General features: G+C 69.2%; 18 protein-coding genes and 1 riboswitch. Of the genes, 12 read left to right on the top strand and 6 right to left on the bottom strand.

Going from position 1 to position 17,758, the window contains the following annotated elements; translation table 11 throughout:
* From AC1D1G_RS27990 to ctaE, 3 genes are all read right to left on the bottom strand, one after another.
* Nucleotides 1–828, bottom strand: an 828-nt coding sequence (locus AC1D1G_RS27990; RefSeq protein ID WP_477954555.1) for a cytochrome bc1 complex Rieske iron-sulfur subunit, incomplete at its 3' end; no start/stop codon positions are given.
* Nucleotides 825–1,676 carry a cytochrome bc1 complex diheme cytochrome c subunit gene (gene qcrC, locus AC1D1G_RS27995; RefSeq protein ID WP_105413619.1) on the bottom strand — a complete coding sequence of 284 codons (852 nt, stop codon included), beginning with the start codon at nt 1,674–1,676 and terminating at the stop codon, nt 825–827. The genes AC1D1G_RS27990 and qcrC, both read right to left, overlap by 4 nt.
* Nucleotides 1,677–1,740: 64 nt before the next feature.
* Nucleotides 1,741–2,352 carry an aa3-type cytochrome oxidase subunit III gene (ctaE, locus tag AC1D1G_RS28000; protein WP_005260123.1) on the bottom strand — a complete coding sequence of 204 codons (612 nt, stop codon included), beginning with the start codon at nt 2,350–2,352 and terminating at the stop codon, nt 1,741–1,743.
* A 127-nt stretch (nt 2,353–2,479) separates the two neighbouring features.
* On the opposite strand from ctaE, the gene AC1D1G_RS28005 reads away from it, so the two are divergent.
* Both AC1D1G_RS28005 and trpD read left to right on the top strand, forming a co-directional pair.
* A complete protein-coding gene (locus AC1D1G_RS28005) occupies nt 2,480–2,950 on the top strand; it encodes a hypothetical protein (protein WP_477954557.1) in 471 nt (156 codons plus the stop codon).
* Nucleotides 2,951–2,993: 43 nt separating this feature from the next.
* The gene (gene trpD / locus AC1D1G_RS28010; RefSeq protein ID WP_280782587.1) at nt 2,994–4,082 is read left to right on the top strand and encodes an anthranilate phosphoribosyltransferase; all 1,089 of its coding nucleotides are present in this window, start codon (nt 2,994–2,996) and stop codon (nt 4,080–4,082) included.
* Between the two features lie 9 nt (nt 4,083–4,091).
* Here the strand turns inward: trpD and AC1D1G_RS28015 are convergent, their stop codons facing one another.
* Entirely contained in the window at nt 4,092–4,367 is a 276-nt protein-coding gene (locus AC1D1G_RS28015; protein ID WP_005247708.1) for an Lrp/AsnC family transcriptional regulator, read from the bottom strand.
* Nucleotides 4,364–6,130: a DEDD exonuclease domain-containing protein gene (locus tag AC1D1G_RS28020; protein ID WP_477954559.1), complete on the bottom strand. Its 1,767-nt coding sequence runs from the start codon at nt 6,128–6,130 to the stop codon at nt 4,364–4,366. The genes AC1D1G_RS28015 and AC1D1G_RS28020 overlap by 4 nt, the downstream gene beginning before the upstream one ends.
* 457 nt (nt 6,131–6,587) lie before the next feature.
* Nucleotides 6,588–6,752: riboswitch (cyclic di-AMP (ydaO/yuaA leader) on the top strand.
* 14 nt (nt 6,753–6,766) lie between these two features.
* On the opposite strand from AC1D1G_RS28020, the gene AC1D1G_RS28025 reads away from it, so the two are divergent.
* The 4 genes from AC1D1G_RS28025 to AC1D1G_RS28040 all read left to right on the top strand — a co-directional run bounded on the left by AC1D1G_RS28025 (nt 6,767) and on the right by AC1D1G_RS28040 (nt 11,326).
* Entirely contained in the window at nt 6,767–7,312 is a 546-nt protein-coding gene (locus AC1D1G_RS28025; protein ID WP_198601990.1) for an NlpC/P60 family protein, read from the top strand.
* A gap of 380 nt (nt 7,313–7,692) precedes the next feature.
* Entirely contained in the window at nt 7,693–8,745 is a 1,053-nt protein-coding gene (locus tag AC1D1G_RS28030; protein WP_477954562.1) for a C40 family peptidase, read from the top strand.
* 49 nt (nt 8,746–8,794) lie between these two features.
* The gene (locus AC1D1G_RS28035; RefSeq protein WP_477954563.1) at nt 8,795–10,156 is read left to right on the top strand and encodes a peptidase MA family metallohydrolase; all 1,362 of its coding nucleotides are present in this window, start codon (nt 8,795–8,797) and stop codon (nt 10,154–10,156) included.
* Nucleotides 10,157–10,198: 42 nt separating this feature from the next.
* On the top strand, nt 10,199–11,326 hold the full coding sequence (locus tag AC1D1G_RS28040; RefSeq protein WP_477954564.1) for a glycosyltransferase family 4 protein: 1,128 nt from the start codon (nt 10,199–10,201) through the stop codon (nt 11,324–11,326).
* Between the two features lie 60 nt (nt 11,327–11,386).
* On the opposite strand, the gene AC1D1G_RS28045 is transcribed toward AC1D1G_RS28040, so the two are convergent.
* On the bottom strand, nt 11,387–13,198 hold the full coding sequence (locus AC1D1G_RS28045; protein WP_280782582.1) for an AMP-dependent synthetase/ligase: 1,812 nt from the start codon (nt 13,196–13,198) through the stop codon (nt 11,387–11,389).
* Nucleotides 13,199–13,366: 168 nt separating this feature from the next.
* Here AC1D1G_RS28045 and AC1D1G_RS28050 point away from each other — a divergent pair, with 168 nt between their 5' ends.
* The 6 genes from AC1D1G_RS28050 to AC1D1G_RS28075 form a co-directional block, all read left to right on the top strand.
* Complete coding sequence (locus tag AC1D1G_RS28050; RefSeq protein WP_005260151.1) at nt 13,367–13,741, top strand: hypothetical protein; 375 nt, start codon at nt 13,367–13,369, stop codon at nt 13,739–13,741.
* A 152-nt stretch (nt 13,742–13,893) separates the two neighbouring features.
* Nucleotides 13,894–14,331, top strand: coding sequence for an SRPBCC family protein (locus AC1D1G_RS28055; RefSeq protein ID WP_009473765.1), 438 nt, complete (start codon nt 13,894–13,896; stop codon nt 14,329–14,331).
* A complete protein-coding gene (locus AC1D1G_RS28060) occupies nt 14,328–15,569 on the top strand; it encodes an ArsA family ATPase (protein WP_477954568.1) in 1,242 nt (413 codons plus the stop codon). Before AC1D1G_RS28055 ends, AC1D1G_RS28060 begins: the two co-directional genes overlap by 4 nt.
* A complete protein-coding gene (locus AC1D1G_RS28065) occupies nt 15,566–15,967 on the top strand; it encodes a hypothetical protein (protein WP_280782581.1) in 402 nt (133 codons plus the stop codon). Before AC1D1G_RS28060 ends, AC1D1G_RS28065 begins: the two co-directional genes overlap by 4 nt.
* 52 nt (nt 15,968–16,019) lie before the next feature.
* A complete protein-coding gene (locus AC1D1G_RS28070) occupies nt 16,020–17,033 on the top strand; it encodes an ROK family protein (RefSeq protein ID WP_280782580.1) in 1,014 nt (337 codons plus the stop codon).
* A 130-nt stretch (nt 17,034–17,163) separates the two neighbouring features.
* Nucleotides 17,164–17,758 (top strand): lysophospholipid acyltransferase family protein (locus tag AC1D1G_RS28075; RefSeq protein ID WP_477954567.1); only part of this gene is annotated, 595 nt, incomplete at its 3' end.

Consider the following 17,758-nt stretch of genomic DNA (forward strand, 5'->3'; position numbering starts at 1 on the left):
GAGGCGGATGAGCATGGTCGCGTTGCGGATGCCGCGCAGCGCCTCGAGCAGCGCGTCGTGGTCGCCGCGGTCGGACTCACGGAACGGGAACACCGTTTCCATGGCGCCGGCGTCCAGGTCTTCCGGGCGGACGAGGACGACGTCCTCGGGGCGACCGGTGTCGCGGCGCAGGTAGATGGTCTCGCCCGCGTAGCGGGGCGTCCATCCCGACACCCACAGCGGGGAGTCGTCGCGCTTGGCCCACGGGTTCTTGACCAGACCACCGAGGGGCATGACGGACATGATGCCGAGGGCACCGCCGCCGAAGATGAGGGTGCGCTTGAGGAGCTTGCGGCGTCCCAGCGTCGACGTGTCGAACGAGTCGCCGAGTTCCGCGACGATCGTCTTGCGATCGACCTCGGACGATCCACCGTCGTGGCGGTCCTGGATGGACACCTCTTCGGGGATGAACTTCTTGGTGAACTGCACCGCTCCGACACCGAGGCCGAGGATGGCCAGACCCATGGTGAGGCCGATCAGCGGCGTGTACAGGCTGTAGGCCGAGTAGTGCTCCTCGCCGGCGCCTGCGTACTCCCAGGGCCAGAAGAGGTAGATCGCGATGAACGCGATCGCCGAGATGCCGGAGAGAGCGAACCAGAAGGCGACCGACCGCTCGGCGCGCTTCTCGGCCTTCGTCCCCGGAACCGCCCAGCGGTTGCGGCGGAACGCGACATCGACGTGGTCGAGGTTGGTGCCGAGCTCGACCAGTTCGTCGCGGCTCAGGTTCTCGAGTTCTGCATCCGTGTACTTCTTTGGCGTGGCGCCGCCCGGCTGGCCAGCGTCGCTCATGACCTTGCTCCGATCCACAGTGCTGCACCGACGACAGCGATGATTCCGATGACCCACATGGCCAAGCCCTCGGAGGCGGGACCGATGCCGCCGAGTCCGTAGCCGCCGGGCTGCTTCGTCTCGCCTGACGACTTGATGTAGGCGATGATGTCCTTCTTCTCCTCGAGGGTCAGCTGACGGTCCGAGAACTTGGGCATGTTCTGCGGGCCGGTGACCATCGCGGCGTAGATCTGCTGCTCGCTGGCCGGGTCGAGGACCGGCGCGTACTTACCGGACGAGAGCGCACCGCCACGCCCGGTGAAGTTGTGGCAGGACGCGCAGTTGAGGCGGAAGAGCTCGCTGCCGCGTCCGATGTCGCCGCCGCGCAGCGACGACTGGGCGATCTCGCCGTTCTCGTCGCGGATGACGGTGGGGCCGCCACCGTTGGCCTGGACGTACGCGCCGATGGCGTCCGTCTGCTCGGCGTCGAACTTGACGGGCTTGCGCTCGACCTGGGCCTCGTTGCGCGAGGCCGGCATGCGTCCCGACGACACCTGGAAGTACACGGCTGCCTCGCCGACACCGATCAGGCTCGGTCCGCGATCCTGCACACCCTGCAGGTTCGCGCCGTGGCACGTGATGCACGACGTGTCGTACAACTGCTTGCCCTCGCGGATCAGTGCTGCCTGATCGTCGGTGGCGGTGGCCACCTGCGGGGTCGGCGTCAACGCGGACGCGAGGAAACCGGCGCTGACCAGTCCCATCATCAGGACCAGGGCGCCCGTGACGCGCCTGCGGAGCTTCCGCTGGCGGCGTGCCTTCGCGGCAGACGCTGTGGTATCGGATGCGGGAGGGGGGGATGAACTCATCTGTATCCCTTTGGTATGTCGGGACGGACTGGACGTCAGGGGGCTGCCTGGGGCGTTCAGCTGATCAACGGATGAAATAGATCGTGGCGAACAGGCCGATCCACACGATGTCGACGAAGTGCCAGTAGTACGAGACGACGATGGCGGCGGTGGCCTGGGCGGGCGTGAACTTGCTGACCTTGGTGCGTGCGATCAGGAAGACGAACGCGATGAGGCCGCCGATCACGTGCATGCCGTGGAAGCCGGTGGTCATGTAGAACACCGAGCCGTACACGCTGCTGGAGATCGAGGTGCCGTGCTCGACGAGGTGGATGTACTCGTAGGCCTGGCCGAGGACGAAGAAGGTGCCCATCGCCAGCGTCAGGAGGTACCACCGGCGGAGGCCGAAGACGTCGCCGCGCTCGGCCGCGAACACACCCATCTGGCAGGTGAACGACGAGGCGATCAGCACCAGCGTCACCGGTACGGCGAGGAACAGATTCAGCTCGGTCGGCTCCGGCGGCCAGTTCCCATTCGCCTGTGCTCGCGCCACGAAGTACATGGCGAAGAGCCCTGCGAAGAACATGAGCTCACTTGACAACCACACGATGGTGCCAACGCTGACCATGTTAGGTCGGTTCAGCGAGTGCACGCGTTGGGTGATTGCTGATCCTGAAGTCCCTACTGCGCTCGTCACAGACAGAAGTATGACGCTTCGTCGTAAGAGACGACTACCCGGGTCCACCCTCGGCGCGKCGACGCGCCCCGCTTGTCCGATTCTCCCTGCTGACAGCCCTGGTGGCGGACCGTGAAAGGGTGGAGTCATGCGCTCTCGTGACAACAGTACGGGGTGGCTGCGGAGGCTGTTCGGCAGTCGGCAACCGGCCCCTCTCGATCAGGATCGTCCCGACCTCGTGGTCGTCGCCTCGAGCTTCGACGACGTGGAGGCGTGCTCGACCGCGCTCGACCGCGCCGCCGCCGAGAATCCGCGGTGGGACGCCGGCGCGGAAGCGGTGCTGCGGCACCATCTGCGGCTGCCCGCCTCGTCCGTGGCCGACGCCGTGTCGATCGCCGCGCAGGACGGTTACCGACCGCAGGATCCGGACGGTCCGGCATACCCGGCCGAGGACGGTGCGACGGTCGGACTCGTGCTGCAGCGGGTCCAGATCCTCGATGCGCTGCACTGTTCTCAGGAACGGTCGAGAATGGCCGGGCTGGCGCAGCGGCTCGGTGGCTCGGTCGACGGCTGGGACGCGACGCAACCGGCGCGCGAGTCCGATCCGCCCGGTGACTAGGCTGCCAGGACCGGATCCGCCACTAGTACAAGGGGACACGACGATGCAGAGCCCGACTGCTCAGGGGACGAACGACGGTGTGCGGCCGGCACGCACGTGGCCGTCGGTCCTCGGCACGCTCACCGACGGACGTGACCTGTCGGTGGACGAGGCGAGATGGGCGATGGACGAGATCATGTCCGACAACGCCACGTCCGCGCAGATCGCGGCGTTCGGGGTCGCCCTCAAGATGAAGGGCGAGACACCGGAGGAGTTGCGCGGACTCGCGGACTCGATGCTCGGGCACGCGCGCAAGGTCCCCGTCGACGACGACGTCGTCGACATCGTCGGCACCGGTGGTGACCGATCCAACACCGTGAACATCTCCACGATGGCGTCACTCGTGGTCGCGGCGTCCGGCATTCGCGTCGTCAAACACGGAAACCGGGCCGCGTCGTCCAAGAGCGGCGGCGCGGACGTTCTCGAGGCACTCGGGGTGAAGATCAATCTCGGCCCCGACGAGGTGGCCCGCTGCGTCCGGGAGGTCGGCATCGGTTTCTGCTTCGCGCCGGTGTTCCATCCCGCCCTGCGGTTCGCGGGCGCGCCGCGCAAGGAGATCGGCATCCCGACCGTCTTCAACGTGCTCGGACCGCTCACCAATCCGGCCCGTCCGCGGGCCGGCCTCATCGGCTGCGCGTTCCCGGGCCTGATCTCGGTGGTCGCCGGTGTGCTCGCGCAGCGCGGCAACTCGGCGCTCGTGGTGCGCGGTGACGACGGCCTGGACGAGTTGACGACGTCGACCACGTCGACCGTGCACATCGTGGCGGACGGGGCGGTGACCACCCGTCAGCTCGACCCCAGGGACATCGGGATCGCGCGGGTGTCGCTCGACGAACTGCGCGGCGGCGATGCCGAGGTGAACGCGGCGGTGGCCCGGCGACTCCTCGCCGGTGAGACCGGACCCGTCCGCGACGCGGTCCTGCTCAACGCCGCGGCGGCGATCGCCGCGTTCCGGGGACTCGGCGGCCGGACGCTCGAAGACGCGCTGTCGGACGGACTCTCGGCGGCGGCGCAGTCGATCGACAGTGGAGCGGCCGCGACGCTGCTCGCGCGGTGGGCGGAACTCACGTCGGGACTGGCCACCAGCAAATAGTCGGCGGAGCTATTCGCCGATCGAGAAGCCCGCTTCGACGTCGGCGCTGGAGTAGGACTGGAACGCGATGTGCGTCGCCGTCCGGGAGACGCCGTCCACCTTGTTGATTCCCTCGGTGACGACCTCCGCGATCTTCGCGTGGTCCCGGACCCGCACGATCGCGATCAGGTCGACGTCGCCTGCGCAGGAATAGACCTTGTCGACGCCCTCGATGTCGGCGACGGCCTGAGCGGTCTCCGGGATGCGGTGGGCTTCGGCGTGGATCAGGACGATGGCGTTGATCATGATCGCCAGCCTAAGCGGTGGTCGGCGGAACCCGGCGCGGGTGGTCGGGTCTCGGCGTCCCGTGTCGACGCGCTGCCCGCTCGCGCCAGTGCGCACCACTCGGACCAGGATCCGGCGCCCCGTGCGGGCTCGCACCAGCCCGCGGATGCGCTGACGATGCGGGTGTCCTCCTGGTCGAGCCAGCGCGCGAGCAGGCCGGCCTCCTCGGGGGACGCGCCGCGGAGCGGAGTTGCGTCGGGAACGACGGTTTCGGCGGTGAGGACGAGTGCATCGACCACCGGCATCGGGTGAATTCCGCGCCGGGCGCAGCCCGCGGACGCGAGACGCCCGGAACGGATCACCGCGAACTCCCAGCCGCCGGTCGCGGCCGGGCGAGCGGCCACGAGCTGATCGAGCGCGGTGAGGGCGGCAAGGCGCTGCATCCTCCGCAACGCGAGCACGACCTCCGCGGTGCGATCACGCAGCCGTGCGGCGTTCTCGAACAACTCGCCGGCGGCCAGCTCCTCCACCCGTGCGCGCATGCGCTGCAGCGGGGCGTCCTCCAGGCCGCGCAGGAACTGCCGGAAGAGTGCCGGCCCGGGACGGTAGTCGTCCTCCGTGGCGCGGTCGTGGACGGACGCCGGGCAGCCTCCGAGCTCGCGGGGTGGGCACTGCGGACCGTGCTCCCTTCCCTTCGGGATGCGGCTCGTGCAGGTGCGGAGAATGCAGTACTCGGCGAGGACGTCGGCGACGTCGACGGCGGTCGAGCGGGACCGGAACGGACCGAGCGAGTCGGCGGTCGGGGTGCGCACCACCGACAGTCGGGGGAAGGCCTCGACGGTGAGCGTGATCCACCACCCGCGTTTCGGGTATTTGGACCTCCGGTTGTACGGCGGCGTGTGCGCGGCGAGCAGCCGGAGCTCGCGCACACCCGCCTCGAGTGCATGCGCGCACTCGACGTGGTCGATCCGGGTGGTCAAGGCCACCATCTCCTTCATCCGGCCACGCGTCTCCGAGCCGGTGAAGTAGTTGCGCACCCGCCGGCGCAGATCGGTCGCCGTGCCGACGTACAGGACCTCGTCGGACGGTCCGCGGAACAGGTACACGCCCGGAGCGTGGGGGAGATGGCTGGCGAGCGTCCGTTTCGCCCGCTGGTGCGAGGAGACGTCGGGAAGGTAGTCGACGAGCTCGGTGAGACTGTGCACCCCTTGATTGCCGACCCTCGCGATGAGGGCGTGCAGGACGTCGACGGTGGCCCGGGCGTCGTCGAGTGCCCGGTGGGTCGGAGTGGTCCCGACGTCGAACAGCCGGGCCAGCGACGACAGCTTGACGGACGGCGCTTCGTCGCGGCTGAGGACGCGCCGGGCCAGTTTGACGGTGCAGAGCACGGTGAACTTGGGCCAGGGGGTGTCGGTGGCGGACGCGGCGGCCTTGAGGAAGCCCGTGTCGAACGGGGCGTTGTGCGCGACGAGCACCGCGCCGCGTGCGAACTCCAGGAACGCCGGCAGCACTCGCTCGATCCGCGGGGCGTCGATCACCATGGCGGTGGTGATGCCGGTGATCTCCACGATGTGCGGGGGGATGGACCGTCCCGGGTCGACGAGAGTGGCCATTTCGGCGATCACCTCGCCACCGCGGATCTTCACGGCGCCGATCTCGGTGATGGCGTCCTCGCCCGGCCGCGCTCCGGTGGTCTCGAGGTCGACCACCACGAACGTGGTGTCCCGCAGTGGGGTGTCGAGCTCGTCGAATCTCAGCTGTTCGGGTACACCGGGGACGCTCACGGCTCAGAGCGTATGGACGGGCACCGACAGAACCGCCCGGAGAGCCCGGAGAGACGAGGATCACACTGACCGTCTCGGGCGGCGGTCGCGGGCGGTGCGCGGGTCGGGCGCGCGGCCGCGAACGAGGTGTTCGGACGGGGCGGGGACCGGTACCGGCGGGTCGGGCGCGTGTCGCGGGTGCGGTCCGCGGCACCCCGGTTGAACAGCGGGAACGCTGACCGGGAGAAAATCGGGGAGTCGTCAGGCTTCGCGAAATGCCCACTCCCGCTGTCGAAAAGAGATCGGAAACAAACCGCCTGTTATCCGGTCGTTACCGAATGTGGGTATCGCGCGCCCGCAAAGCCGGAATCGGCCCAAACGGACACTTTCCGCGTGTTCCGGTCGACATCGGGGTATTCCATTTCGTAACCTTCCTGAGACCTAGCGGAGTCTCGCAGCCCCAACACCGGGGCAGCATCGCTAGTCACCGCCTAATCGGCCACTCGCGAGAGCGGTCGTACCGGGAACCCAAGTTTCTACTGGGGTGAATCCCGCCGGGACGTCCTCACGCACCGGTGGGTAGGGCTGATCTTCCCAGCCCGAACCCGTCAGCTAACTCGGTCGGCGGATGAATGGAAGAAACGGAGTACCCCTTTCGTGGCGTCACAAGTTTCCAAGCGGAATGTGCGACGGGCAGTCGTCGCCGGCGCGCTCGCAGTCGGAGCGCTCACCGCGACCGCGGCCCCCGCGGCCGCAGATCCCGTCACCATCCCCGGAGTCGGAACCTTCGAGATCCCGGGTGTCGTCATCCCGCAGATCCCCGGTGTCCCGAACCTGCCCGCGCCCCCGGCGCCGGCCGGCACCGCAGGTGACAAGGCCGTTCAGGCCGCACAGACCAAGCTCGGCTCGCCGTACGTCTACGGCGCCGCCGGCCCCAACTCGTTCGACTGCTCCGGTCTGGTGCAGTGGGCGTTCAAGCAGGCCGGACTGAACCTGCCGCGCACCAGCTATGCGCAGGCGGCGGCAGGCGCTCCCGTGTCGCAGTCCGATCTCCGCCCCGGCGACGTCGTCTCCTTCTACGGCGGATCGCACTCGGGCATCTACGCCGGCAACGGCAACGTGATCCACGCCTCCACCGAGGGTCAGCCCGTCAAGTTGGCGCCCATCGCGTCCATGCCTTTCGACGGCGCACGCCGCTACTGATCCACACGCGAGGCGAGGCATCCACCGAGTCGAGGGCGGGGATGCACGGGGTAGCTTCGTAGGATCTCGCACGACCACCGAGGGTGGGTTCGAATCACGATTCGAACCCACCCWCGATGTCGTTGCGCCCCAGGCAGACAGCGTGTCGTTCACCCGTCGGGTGGTCCCCGCCACCCCATTCGTGACATAGGTGGACACAAACGTATGCCGTTCCGTAACCTATCCGAGACCTTGCGAAGTCTTGTCGCGCCAACCGGGCGGCAACGCGGGTCACCACCTCTTCGGCACTCCACGGTCGCATCGGCCGAGGAAATCCCTGAGCCGCGCCTCGGACACCCGGCCCGGTTGGTGGAGAGCGACGATCGGAGAACTGCATTTCCGTGGCCTCACACAAGTTGAAGCGCTCCCTGGGCAGCGTGCTGACCGCCGGCGTGCTGTCGGTGGCCCTCGTGTCGCTGCCGGCGATCCAGGCCGGCGCAGACCCGGTGACCACCAACCCGACCGACGCGCTGACGAAGCTCGGTGACCTGTCCCRGCAGTCCGAGCAGACGTCGGAGGCACTCCACAACGCGCAGATCGATCTCGCGGCCAAGCAGTCGGCGCAACGCGACGCCGACGCGCAGCTCGCAACGGACCAGGGTGTGCTCGACGCCGCCAACGCGCGCGTCGCCGTCTTCCAGCCTGTCGTGAACAAGCTCGCCACCGCCAACTACCAGGGCGCACGGACCAATCGCCTCTTCGCCGTAATGGTGAGCGATTCGCCGCAGCAGCTCCTGGACCAGATGTCCGCCCTGGACGCCATCTCCAACGACACCCGCAATCAGGTCGCGCAGTTCCAGTCGGCCACGTCGGAAGCCACGAAGGCCGCCGAGGCGTCGAAGAAGTCCGCCGATTCCGCACGGTCCGCGACCGAGCAGGCCAAAGCGGTGAGCGACGATCTGCAACGCAAGCAGAGCGACCTGCAGGCGCAGATCGCCGACGTGATCAAGGCATTCGGAGATCTCACCGGCGCCGAACGCGACCAGCTGGCGGGCACGCCCTTCCCGCCCGGCTTCGACCCGAACACGATCCTCGCGCATCTCACCCCCGGCTCGGGCACGAGCGCGCTGCAGGCAGGCATGACCCGTATCGGCGACCCCTACGTGTGGGGCGCCACAGGTCCGGACGAATTCGACTGCTCGGGACTGGTCGTGTGGGCGTACAAGCAGATCGGCAAGACGCTGCCGAGGTCCAGTCAGGCGCAGGCCAGCGGCGGCACCCCGGTGTCCCGCGACGCCCTGCAGCCCGGCGACGTCGTCCTCTTCTACAACGACGCGTCCCACGTCGGCCTCTATGCCGGGAACGGCAACATTCTCCACGCCTCGACGTTCGGTGTGCCGGTGAAGATCGAGTCGATGGCGAAGTTCCCCTTCTACGGGGCGCGCCGCTACTGACGGCGACCGTCCGACAGCGGCGGCCGGGCGTGCTCATACACTCACCGGCGTGCCCGCTTCAGACCCGTCTCCCGCAACGGATCCGACCTCGCGCCGTCAGGCGCGCCCGTGGGAGCGGGCCGCACTGGCCGGACTCGTCCTCGCCGTCGTCGTCGTCCTCGCGCTGACCGGGTTCTCCCGGACCGAGCGGGGCACGGACGGAGCCGTCGGTACCGCGCAGGCCGACGCCGACGCGCGTGCGACAGCCGTCCAGACGCTCCTCGACACCTGGGCGTCGGCTGTGCGGACGAACGACGCGGCCCGGTTGTCCGGTCTGATGGATCAGGCGGCGGCACCGGGATTCCTGGCCGCCGAGACGCGGCGGGCGGGCAACGTTGCCGGGGTCGAGTTCTCGGACTGGGGCTACGAGATCGCCGAGGGCGCCCAGACAGCGGTGCCGTCGAGCCTCGGCGACGCGCTCGGGGCCGACGAGGTGTGGGCCCCCGCCGTGCAGCTCCGCTACGCGATCGCGGACGAGAGCCCCACCCGCAAACCGGTGGCTCTCGTCGTCGCCCGGCGCGGCGAGCGCTGGGCACTGGTCAGCGACAGCGCCACCGTGGACGGCGACCGGCGGACCTGGCGCGGACCGTGGGATTTCGGACCCGTCGTGTCGCGTCGCGTCGACACCGGTGACGGGCAAACGTCGGTGGTGCTCGGACATCCCGAGAACGCCACCATGGTCGACCGGCTGGCGGACGAACTCCCCGCCGCCGTCGTCAACGCCACCCAGCTGTGGGGTTCGAACTGGGCGGGCCGCGCGCTCGTGTGGGTCGCGGGATCGCAGGACGAGTTCACGGCGCTCGTCGGCCCGAATCACGATGGACGCGACATCGCCGCCGTCGCCATCTCGGACGCCGTCGACCCCGACGCCGCCACGGTCACCGGACAGCGGATCGTGTTCAGCCCCGCGTCCGAGGACCGGCTGACCGAGGTCACCCGGCGGGCGATCCTGCGGCACGAGCTGATCCACGTGGCGGCGCGCGCCGAGACGGTGGACCGCTCACCGATGTGGGTGCTGGAGGGCTACGCGGAATACGCGGCATACCGGGGTACCGGCGAGGCCGAACGGCAGATCGCGCCGGCACTGACCGCGCAGGTGGGCGCCGAGGGTCCGCCGACCGAGTTCCCCGAGGACACCGACTTCTCCGGATACGGCGAACGCGGCTCGGTCGCCTACGAGACGGCATGGTCGATCAACGCCTTCGTCGCGGAGCAGTACGGCGAATCGAGGCTGACGGAGCTGTACCGGACGCTGGCCGTGGGCGAGGCGGACCCGGAGACGGTCGACGGACGGCTGTCCGACGTCCTCGGCGTCGACGCCGATCAGTTCCGCGACCGCTGGACCGACTGGGTGGGCGCTCACCTGGGGTGACCCTGCGTCGCCTGCGCACGGTCCACCGCCTACGGTGATCACATGCGCCGAACCCTGTTGGTGACGAACGATTTTCCGCCGCGACCCGGTGGAATCCAGTCGTACCTGCACACCTTCGCCAAGCACCTGCCCGCCGACGACCTGGTCGTCTACGCCCCGCGCTGGCGCGGCGACTCGCATATCAAGTTCGATGCGCGGCAACCGTTTCAGGTCGTCCGGCACCCCACTACGTTGATGGTGCCCACGCCGTTCGTCGCCCGCCGGGCCGCCAAGCTGCTCGCCGAACACGACTGCACGGGCGTCTGGTTCGGCGCAGCGGCCCCGCTCGCGCTGCTGAGTTCGACGCTGCGCCGCGCCGGGGCGGAACGGGTGGTCGCCAGTACCCACGGGCACGAGGTCGGCTGGTCGATGCTCCCCGCCGCCCGCCAGGCCCTCGGACGGATCGGTGACCGGACCGACGTCGTCACGTACGTCAGCCGGTACACGAGGGGCCGATTCGCGTCCGCGTTCGGCGCGAGTGCCGCGCTCGAACACCTGCCGCCCGGAGTCGACACCGACCTGTTCACCCCGGACAGCGGCGCGCGGGCCGAACTGCGGTCCCGGTACGGGCTGGGGGAGCGGCCGACGGTCCTGTGCCTGTCCCGTCTCGTGCCGCGCAAGGGCCAGGACATCCTGATCAAGGCGCTCCCGGGCATCCGCGAGCACATCGACGGCGCCGTGCTCGTGATCGTCGGCGGCGGCCCCTACGAGGACCGTCTACGCTCGCTCGCGCGCTCGGTCGGGGTGGAGGACCACGTCGTGTTCACGGGCACGGTGCCGTCCGCGGAGCTGGCGGCGCACCACACGATCGCCGACGTGTTCGCGATGCCGTGCCGCACGAGGGGCGCGGGACTCGACGTCGAAGGCCTCGGCATCGTCTTCCTCGAGGCGTCGGCCACCGGTGTGCCGGTCATCGCCGGACAGTCCGGTGGCGCCCCGGAAACGGTGCGGCAGAACGAAACCGGGATGGTCGTGGACGGCACGTCGGTGGCAGAGGTGGCGCGATCGGTGATCTCGGTGCTGTCGGATCGCGACCGCGCGGCCGCGATGGGTGCGGCCGGCCGCGAATGGGTCAAGGCGGAGTGGCGATGGGACGTGCTCGCCGCCAAGCTGCAGGCACTGCTTGCGTGACCGCCCGTGAGTACTTGTCAACCGCGGGCGGTTAACAAGTACTCACGAGCCCGGAGGGCACTATTTCGCGTAGATGGCCGCGATGTCGTCGGCGAAGCTGTCGTGCACGACGTTGCGCTTGAGCTTCATCGTCGGCGTGAGCTCGCCGGTTTCCTCGGTGAAGTCGACGGGCAGGACCCGGAACTTCTTGATGGCCTCCGCGTGTGACACGAGCTTGTTGGCCTCCGCGACGGCTTCGTCGATCTCGGCCGTGAGGTCGGCGTCGGTGAGCAGATCCGCGACCGTGGTCCCTGCGGGCTTGCCGTTGCGCTCGTTCCATGCGGGCAGTGCGTCGGCGTCGATGGTGATCAGCGCGCCGATGAACGGCTGCTGGTCTCCGACGACGATGGCCTGGCTGATCAGCGGGTGCGCACGCAGGTGATCCTCGAGCTGGGCGGGGGAGACGTTCTTGCCACCCGCTGTGACGATGATCTCCTTCTTGCGGCCGGTGATGGTGATGTACCCGTCCGTGTCGACCGACCCGAGGTCGCCGGTGTGGAACCAGCCGTTCTCGATCGCGTCGGCGGTCGCGTTCTCGTTGCGCCAGTACCCGCTGAAGACGACCGGCCCCGACAGCAGGATCTCACCGTCGTCGGCGATGCGAACGGAATTGCCCGCYAACGGCTTGCCGACCGAGCCGACCTTCTGCTCGCCGATCGTGTTGACCGCGAACGCCGCGGACGTCTCGGTGAGGCCGTAGCCCTCGTAGATCGTGATGCCGATGCCGCGGAAGAAGTGGCCGAGGCGGGCGCCGAGCGGGGCGCCGCCCGAGATCGCCAGCTGGCATTTGCCGCCGAGCGCGGCCCGCAGCTTCGAGAACACCAGCTTGTCGAACAGTGCGTGCTTGGCCTTGAGGACCAGTCCCGGCCCGCCCTTGTCCTGAGCCTCGCTCCAGGCGATGGCCGTCTCGGCGGCGGCGTCGAAGATCTTGCCCTTGCCCTCGCCGTGGGCCTTGGCGCGGGCGCTGTTGTACACCTTCTCGAACACCCGCGGCACCGACAGGATGAAGTCGGGGCGGAACTCGCCGAACGTGGGGACGAGGTTCGGGATGTCGCTGGTGTGTCCGAGTGCGGCGCCGGCGTCGAACGACGCGATGCTGACGGCGCGCGCCAGCACATGCGCCATCGGCAGGAACATGAGGGTGCTGACGCCGGGCGTCTTCAGCAGGGTGCCGAGGCTGGAATCGAGGATGCCCTTGGACTCGGCGATGAGGTTGGAATGGGTGAGCTGGCAGCCCTTGGGCCTGCCGGTGGTGCCGGAGGTGTAGATGAGGGTGGCCGGATCGCTCGACTTCAGCGCGGCGACGCGGGCCCGGACATCGGCGTCGGGAACGTCGGCGCCCAGTGCGGTCAGTTCCTCGACGACGCCGCGGCCGCCGTCGGACGCCTCGATCTGGTAGACGCCGCGCAGCGCGGTCGCCTCGGCGGCGACTGCCTTCACGGTGGCCGCGTGTGTCGCGTTCTCGACGACGAGATCGATCGCGGCGGAGTCCTCGAGGATCCACCGGACCTGCTCGGCGGAGGATGTCTCGTAGATCGGGACGGTGACGCCGCCCGCTGCCCAGATCGCGAAGTCGACGAGGGGCCACTCGTAGCGGGTTGCCGACATCAGTGCCACCCGGTCGCCCTGCTGGACGCCGAGGGCGATGAGACCCTTGGCGACTGCGGTGACCTGTGCCGCGAATTCGGCGGCCGTGACGTCGGTCCAGCGTCCGCCGATCTTGCGCTTGTACACGACCAGCGTCGGGTCGGCCGCGGCGTGGGCGAACACCGAGTCGACCGCGGACGCGTCCTCCGCGATCGTGAACGACTGTGGCGCGCTGAACTCGGGCACGAAAACCTCCGACACTGAAGATACTGACGAGTAGGATTGCGTTCCCAACTTTAGACCTTCCCCGGCCAGGTCTGCTTCCTGGCCGAAGAAGGGTGGTCAGAGCCCTGTCCGCGCGGTGCCGCGGAACCCCACGGCCACCGCTCACGGCGGTATGTGAAGCTAGTCGCCGTGAGCAGCATTCAGGTCGCAGACCAGACGTTCATCGCGGCCCCACCGCAGCAGGTCGCGGCGGCGATCGCCCCGCCGGCCCGCTGGCGCCGGTGGTGGCCCGATCTCACCCTCGCCGTCCGCGAGGACCGGGCCGAGAAGGGCATCCGGTGGACGGTGGCCGGACCGCTCACCGGAACCATGGAAGTGTGGCTCGAGCCGGTGCTGGACGGAGCGATCGTCCACTACTTCCTCCACGCCGAACCGGCCCGCAGCGAGGGCACCCCCGATCTGGCCGCACTGAACCGTCGCAGGCGCGTCGAGGGCAAAGTGATGTCCTTCGAAGTGAAGAAGGAACTCGAGGCAGGTCGCGCTGCGGGAGAACCGCCGTCCTGAGGCGGATCCGCCCGCCGCGGCAGGGTCGGCATTGTGTCAGAGCGCCGAGATCGTGTGTGATAGTCGGGCACAACACAGACATACGAAACCGGTAACGGCGTGGCCCCGCGATCGACGAGCGGGTCGGCCAGGCGAAAGGAAGCGTTCACTCCATGCCCGAGAGGACCAAGAGGTCGATCAGTATCGAGGCGCCGCCCGCCCGGGTGATGGATGTGATCGCCGACTTCGACGCGTACCCGGCGTGGGTGACCGCGGCGAAGTCCGTCGAGGTCATGGAACCCGGCAAGGGCGGCCGGGCCGACCGGGTGCGGTTCGTGCTCGACGCCGGCATGGTCAAGGACACGTACGTACTCCGCTACGACTGGGCGCCCGACGGCAAATCGGTCAGCTGGGAACTCGAGTCCGGTGAGATCCAGAAGTCGCAGTTCGGTTCGTACGTTCTGGAGGACGAGCCGGGCGGCGGCACCACCGTCACGTACGAGCTCACCGTCGACCTCACCATCCCGATGATCGGCCTGTTCAAGCGCAAGGCGGAGAAGGCGATCACCGACACCGCGCTCAAGGAACTCAAGAAACGGGTGGAAGGCTGAGCAGCGAGGGTCGTGCCGGACCTGCCCGGGTCCAGTTCTTCGTCGGGAAGGGGGGCGTCGGAAAGACGACGCTCGCGGCCGCGACGGCACAGGCGGCCGCAGAGGCCGGACGCCGGACTCTGCTCGTCTCGCTCGACCAGGCGCACTCTCTCGCCGACGTCATCGGGATCGCCGCCGCCCGGGACCTCGTGTCCGTGACCGACACCCTCGACGTCCTCGAACTCGACACCCTCACGTTGCTCGAGAACAGATTCCGGAGTCTGACAGCGGTTCTCGCGGCCGCCGGAACACACGACCACGGCGCCCAGCTGTCCGCGCTCGAACCGGAGGAGCTGACCGGGCTTCCCGGCGTGCAGGACGTGCTCGGGCTGCGTGAGGTCGTCCGGTTCGCCACGGAGGGCGACTACGACGCCGTCGTGGTGGACTGCCCGCCCACCGCGGACTGCCTGCGGACGCTCGCCGCGCCCGCGATGGCTCTCGAGTACATCGAGCGGGTGTGGCCGCAGCACCGCCGCATCGCCGCGCTCCTGGGTTCCGATCCCCGCCTCGTGATGCTGGTGACGCTGATCGAACAGGTCGTCGCCGCGGTCGGCGAGGTCCGGGAGATGCTCGCGAACCGGGCGAAAACCACTGTGCGACTGGTGACGACACCGGAGCGGGTGGTGCTGACGGAGACCCGGCGCACCGTGGCAGTCGCCGCGCTGTCCGGCCTGCGCGTCGACGCCATCCTCGTGAACAACCTTCTGCCGCACTTCGATTCGCCGGCAGAACACGACGATCCCGGTGTGGCATGGTTGATCAGGCGGCGAGCCCTGCAGCAACGGGTCCTTGCCGAGCTGACCGCCTCCGCGGGCACCACCGTGATCCTCTCGGTGACCCGGTCGGTGACGGAGCCGGTAGGGTGGGCCGATCTCGGCGGAATCGCCCGGGAGTTGTATGCCGACGACACGGACGCGGTTGCGGTGCTGGGGAAGAACCCACCCGCGGTGCGGGTGGGGCYGGAATCGGGGGCCGGTGTGGATTCTGTGTACACGATGCGGATGTATCTGCCGCTCGTGAACCCGTCGACCCTCACGTTGGGTCGAGTGGAGGACGACTTGGTCGTGGGAGCTGAAGGGGTGCGCCGCCGGGTCCGCCTCGCCTCGGTCCTGCGCCGGTGCGTCGTCGCGGGCGCAGAACTCGACGGAAGTGATCTGGTCGTGCGCTTCACGCCCGACCCGCAGGTGTGGCCGGTATGAACGACGACCACGCGCAGCTGGTGGCGGAGCTGCGGACACTCGCCGAGACCGCCCTGGACCGTCTCGAGCCGCTTCTCCAGCGTGCGGCGGCGCCGCACGCCCAGACGGGCGCCGAGGACGCGCCCCCCGGAACCGGGCAGTGGTCGGGATGCACGTGGTGCCCGGTGTGCGCACTCGCGGCTCTGATCCGCGGCGAGCAGCACGATCTCGTGACCCTGCTCGCCGGCCAGGCGTCCGTGCTGATCGCGGTGCTGCGGCAGGTCCTCGACGAACACGCCGTTCACGACACCCCGGGCCCCGGCGGTCCCGACGCTCCGGAACCCGGCCCCGGCGGCGGAACGTCCGAAGCGGACGGCGGCTCGGCGTTCGAGCCGATCACGGTCACCATCAAGCATTGAGCGTGCCCCGCGAGGGCCGGATCGCCGGACTCGTGCACGTCGGCGATCCGGCATGGGCACAATCATCTCCATGAGCACAGGCACGGGCAGCGAACGTGGCGGCAGCGCGGCGCTGACCATCGGCATCGACGTGGGTGGAACGAGCATCCGTGCGTCGGTGGTCGACTCGGCCGGTGAGGTGCTCGACTCGCTCCAGTCGCCGACCCCGGCGTCGGCGAAGGCGCTCGAGAACGGCCTGGACCGGGCGGTCCGGGAGCTGTCCGCACGGCACGACGTCGCCGCCGTGGGTCTGGCGGTCGCCGGATTCATCACCCCCGACCGCACGACGGTGCGGTTCGCGCCGCATCTGCCGTGGGTGGGTGCACCCGTCGGCCGGGACCTCGGGCAGCGTCTCGGTCTGCCGGTGATCCTCGAGCACGACGTGAACGCGGCGGCGTGGGCCGAGCACCGGTTCGGTGCTGCGGCAGGCGGCCGGAACGTGGTGATGCTCGCCATCGGCACGGGCATCGGGGCGGCACTCCTCGCGGACGGTCGGCTGTACCGCGGCAGCCACGGCGTCGCACCCGAACTCGGCCACATCCAGGTGGTCCCGGACGGACGGCCGTGCGCGTGCGGCAAGCACGGCTGCTGGGAGCGGTACTGCAGCGGGACGGCCCTCGTCGACACCGCGATCGAACTTCTGGCCGCGGATCCGGCGACGTCGACGGTCCTCGCGCGGGACGTGGCGGTCGATCCGGGTGCGCTGACGGGCCGGCGGATCGCGGGCGCGGCACAGGACGGCGATCCGCTGGCACTGGAGACCATGCGGGAGTTCGCCCGTTGGCTCGGCGTCGGCCTGGCGCTCATCGGGGATGTGTACGACCCGGATCTCGTCGTGATCGCCGGCGGCGTCGCGAGTTCCTCGCCGCTGTTCATCGACGAGGCCCGCGAGCACTACGCGGCTCTGACGACGGGGGCCGGGCACCGGCCGCTGGCCCGCATCCGGCCGACCCAGCTGGGGGAGGCGGCGGGCATGATCGGAGCGGCGGAACTCGCCCGGGCTGTCCTGCCCGATCGGGTGGGTTGACGTCCGGCCCACTGCTGTAAACCCGCAGAGTGTGATGCTGTGCGGGCCTCCCGGCCGTGTGTAGCGACCCTCACCCGCCCGAAGTAGAGTCGACCCGAACGAAGCTTGGGTTGTGAACGGGAGGGACGCCATGTGGTACTGGCTCTTCAAGTACGTGTTTTTGGGGCCGGTTCTCTGGGGGCTGGGTAGGCCGACCGTGGAGGGTACGGAGAACATCCCGGCGGAGGGTGGCGCCATCTTGGCGAGTAACCATCAGGCCGTGCTGGATTCGTTCTTCCTGCCGTTGCGTGTGCCGCGGAGGATCACTTTTCTCGCCAAGAGCGAGTATTTCACCGGGACGGGACTCAAGGGCGCCTTCCAGCGCTGGTTCTTCTCGGTGGTCGGTCAGGTGCCGATCGACCGGACGGGCGCCGATGCCGCGCAGGACGCATTGAACGCCGGGTTGCGCGTCCTCTCGCAGGGCAAGCTGCTCGGGATCTACCCGGAGGGCACCCGGTCGCCCGACGGCCGCCTCTACAAGGGCAAGACGGGCCTGGCTCGCATGGCTCTGGAGTCCGGTGTGAAGGTCATCCCGGTCGCGATGATCGGTACGGAGAAGGTCAACCCGATCGGCTCCCGGGTGTGGCGTCCCGCGAAGGTCACCATCCGCGTCGGTGAGCCCATCGACTTCTCGCGTTTCGAGGGCATGGGCGGCAACCGCTTCGTCGAGCGGGCCGTCACCGACG

It is taken from the genome of Rhodococcus sp. P3_B8 (assembly GCF_056402775.1).

What these genes read in the sequence shown, in the direction of transcription:
- qcrC (WP_105413619.1), bottom strand. Translation starts at nt 1,676, where the DNA reads ATGAGTTCATCCCCCCCTCCCGCATCCGATACCACAGCGTCTGCCGCG.
- AC1D1G_RS28055 (WP_009473765.1), top strand. Translation starts at nt 13,894, where the DNA reads ATGCCCGAGAGGACCAAGAGGTCGATCAGTATCGAGGCGCCGCCCGCC.
- trpD (WP_280782587.1), top strand. Translation starts at nt 2,994, where the DNA reads ATGCAGAGCCCGACTGCTCAGGGGACGAACGACGGTGTGCGGCCGGCA.
- AC1D1G_RS28040 (WP_477954564.1), top strand. Translation starts at nt 10,199, where the DNA reads ATGCGCCGAACCCTGTTGGTGACGAACGATTTTCCGCCGCGACCCGGT.
- AC1D1G_RS28005 (WP_477954557.1), top strand. Translation starts at nt 2,480, where the DNA reads ATGCGCTCTCGTGACAACAGTACGGGGTGGCTGCGGAGGCTGTTCGGC.
- AC1D1G_RS28015 (WP_005247708.1), bottom strand. Translation starts at nt 4,367, where the DNA reads ATGATCAACGCCATCGTCCTGATCCACGCCGAAGCCCACCGCATCCCG.
- AC1D1G_RS28070 (WP_280782580.1), top strand. Translation starts at nt 16,020, where the DNA reads ATGGGCACAATCATCTCCATGAGCACAGGCACGGGCAGCGAACGTGGC.
- AC1D1G_RS28065 (WP_280782581.1), top strand. Translation starts at nt 15,566, where the DNA reads ATGAACGACGACCACGCGCAGCTGGTGGCGGAGCTGCGGACACTCGCC.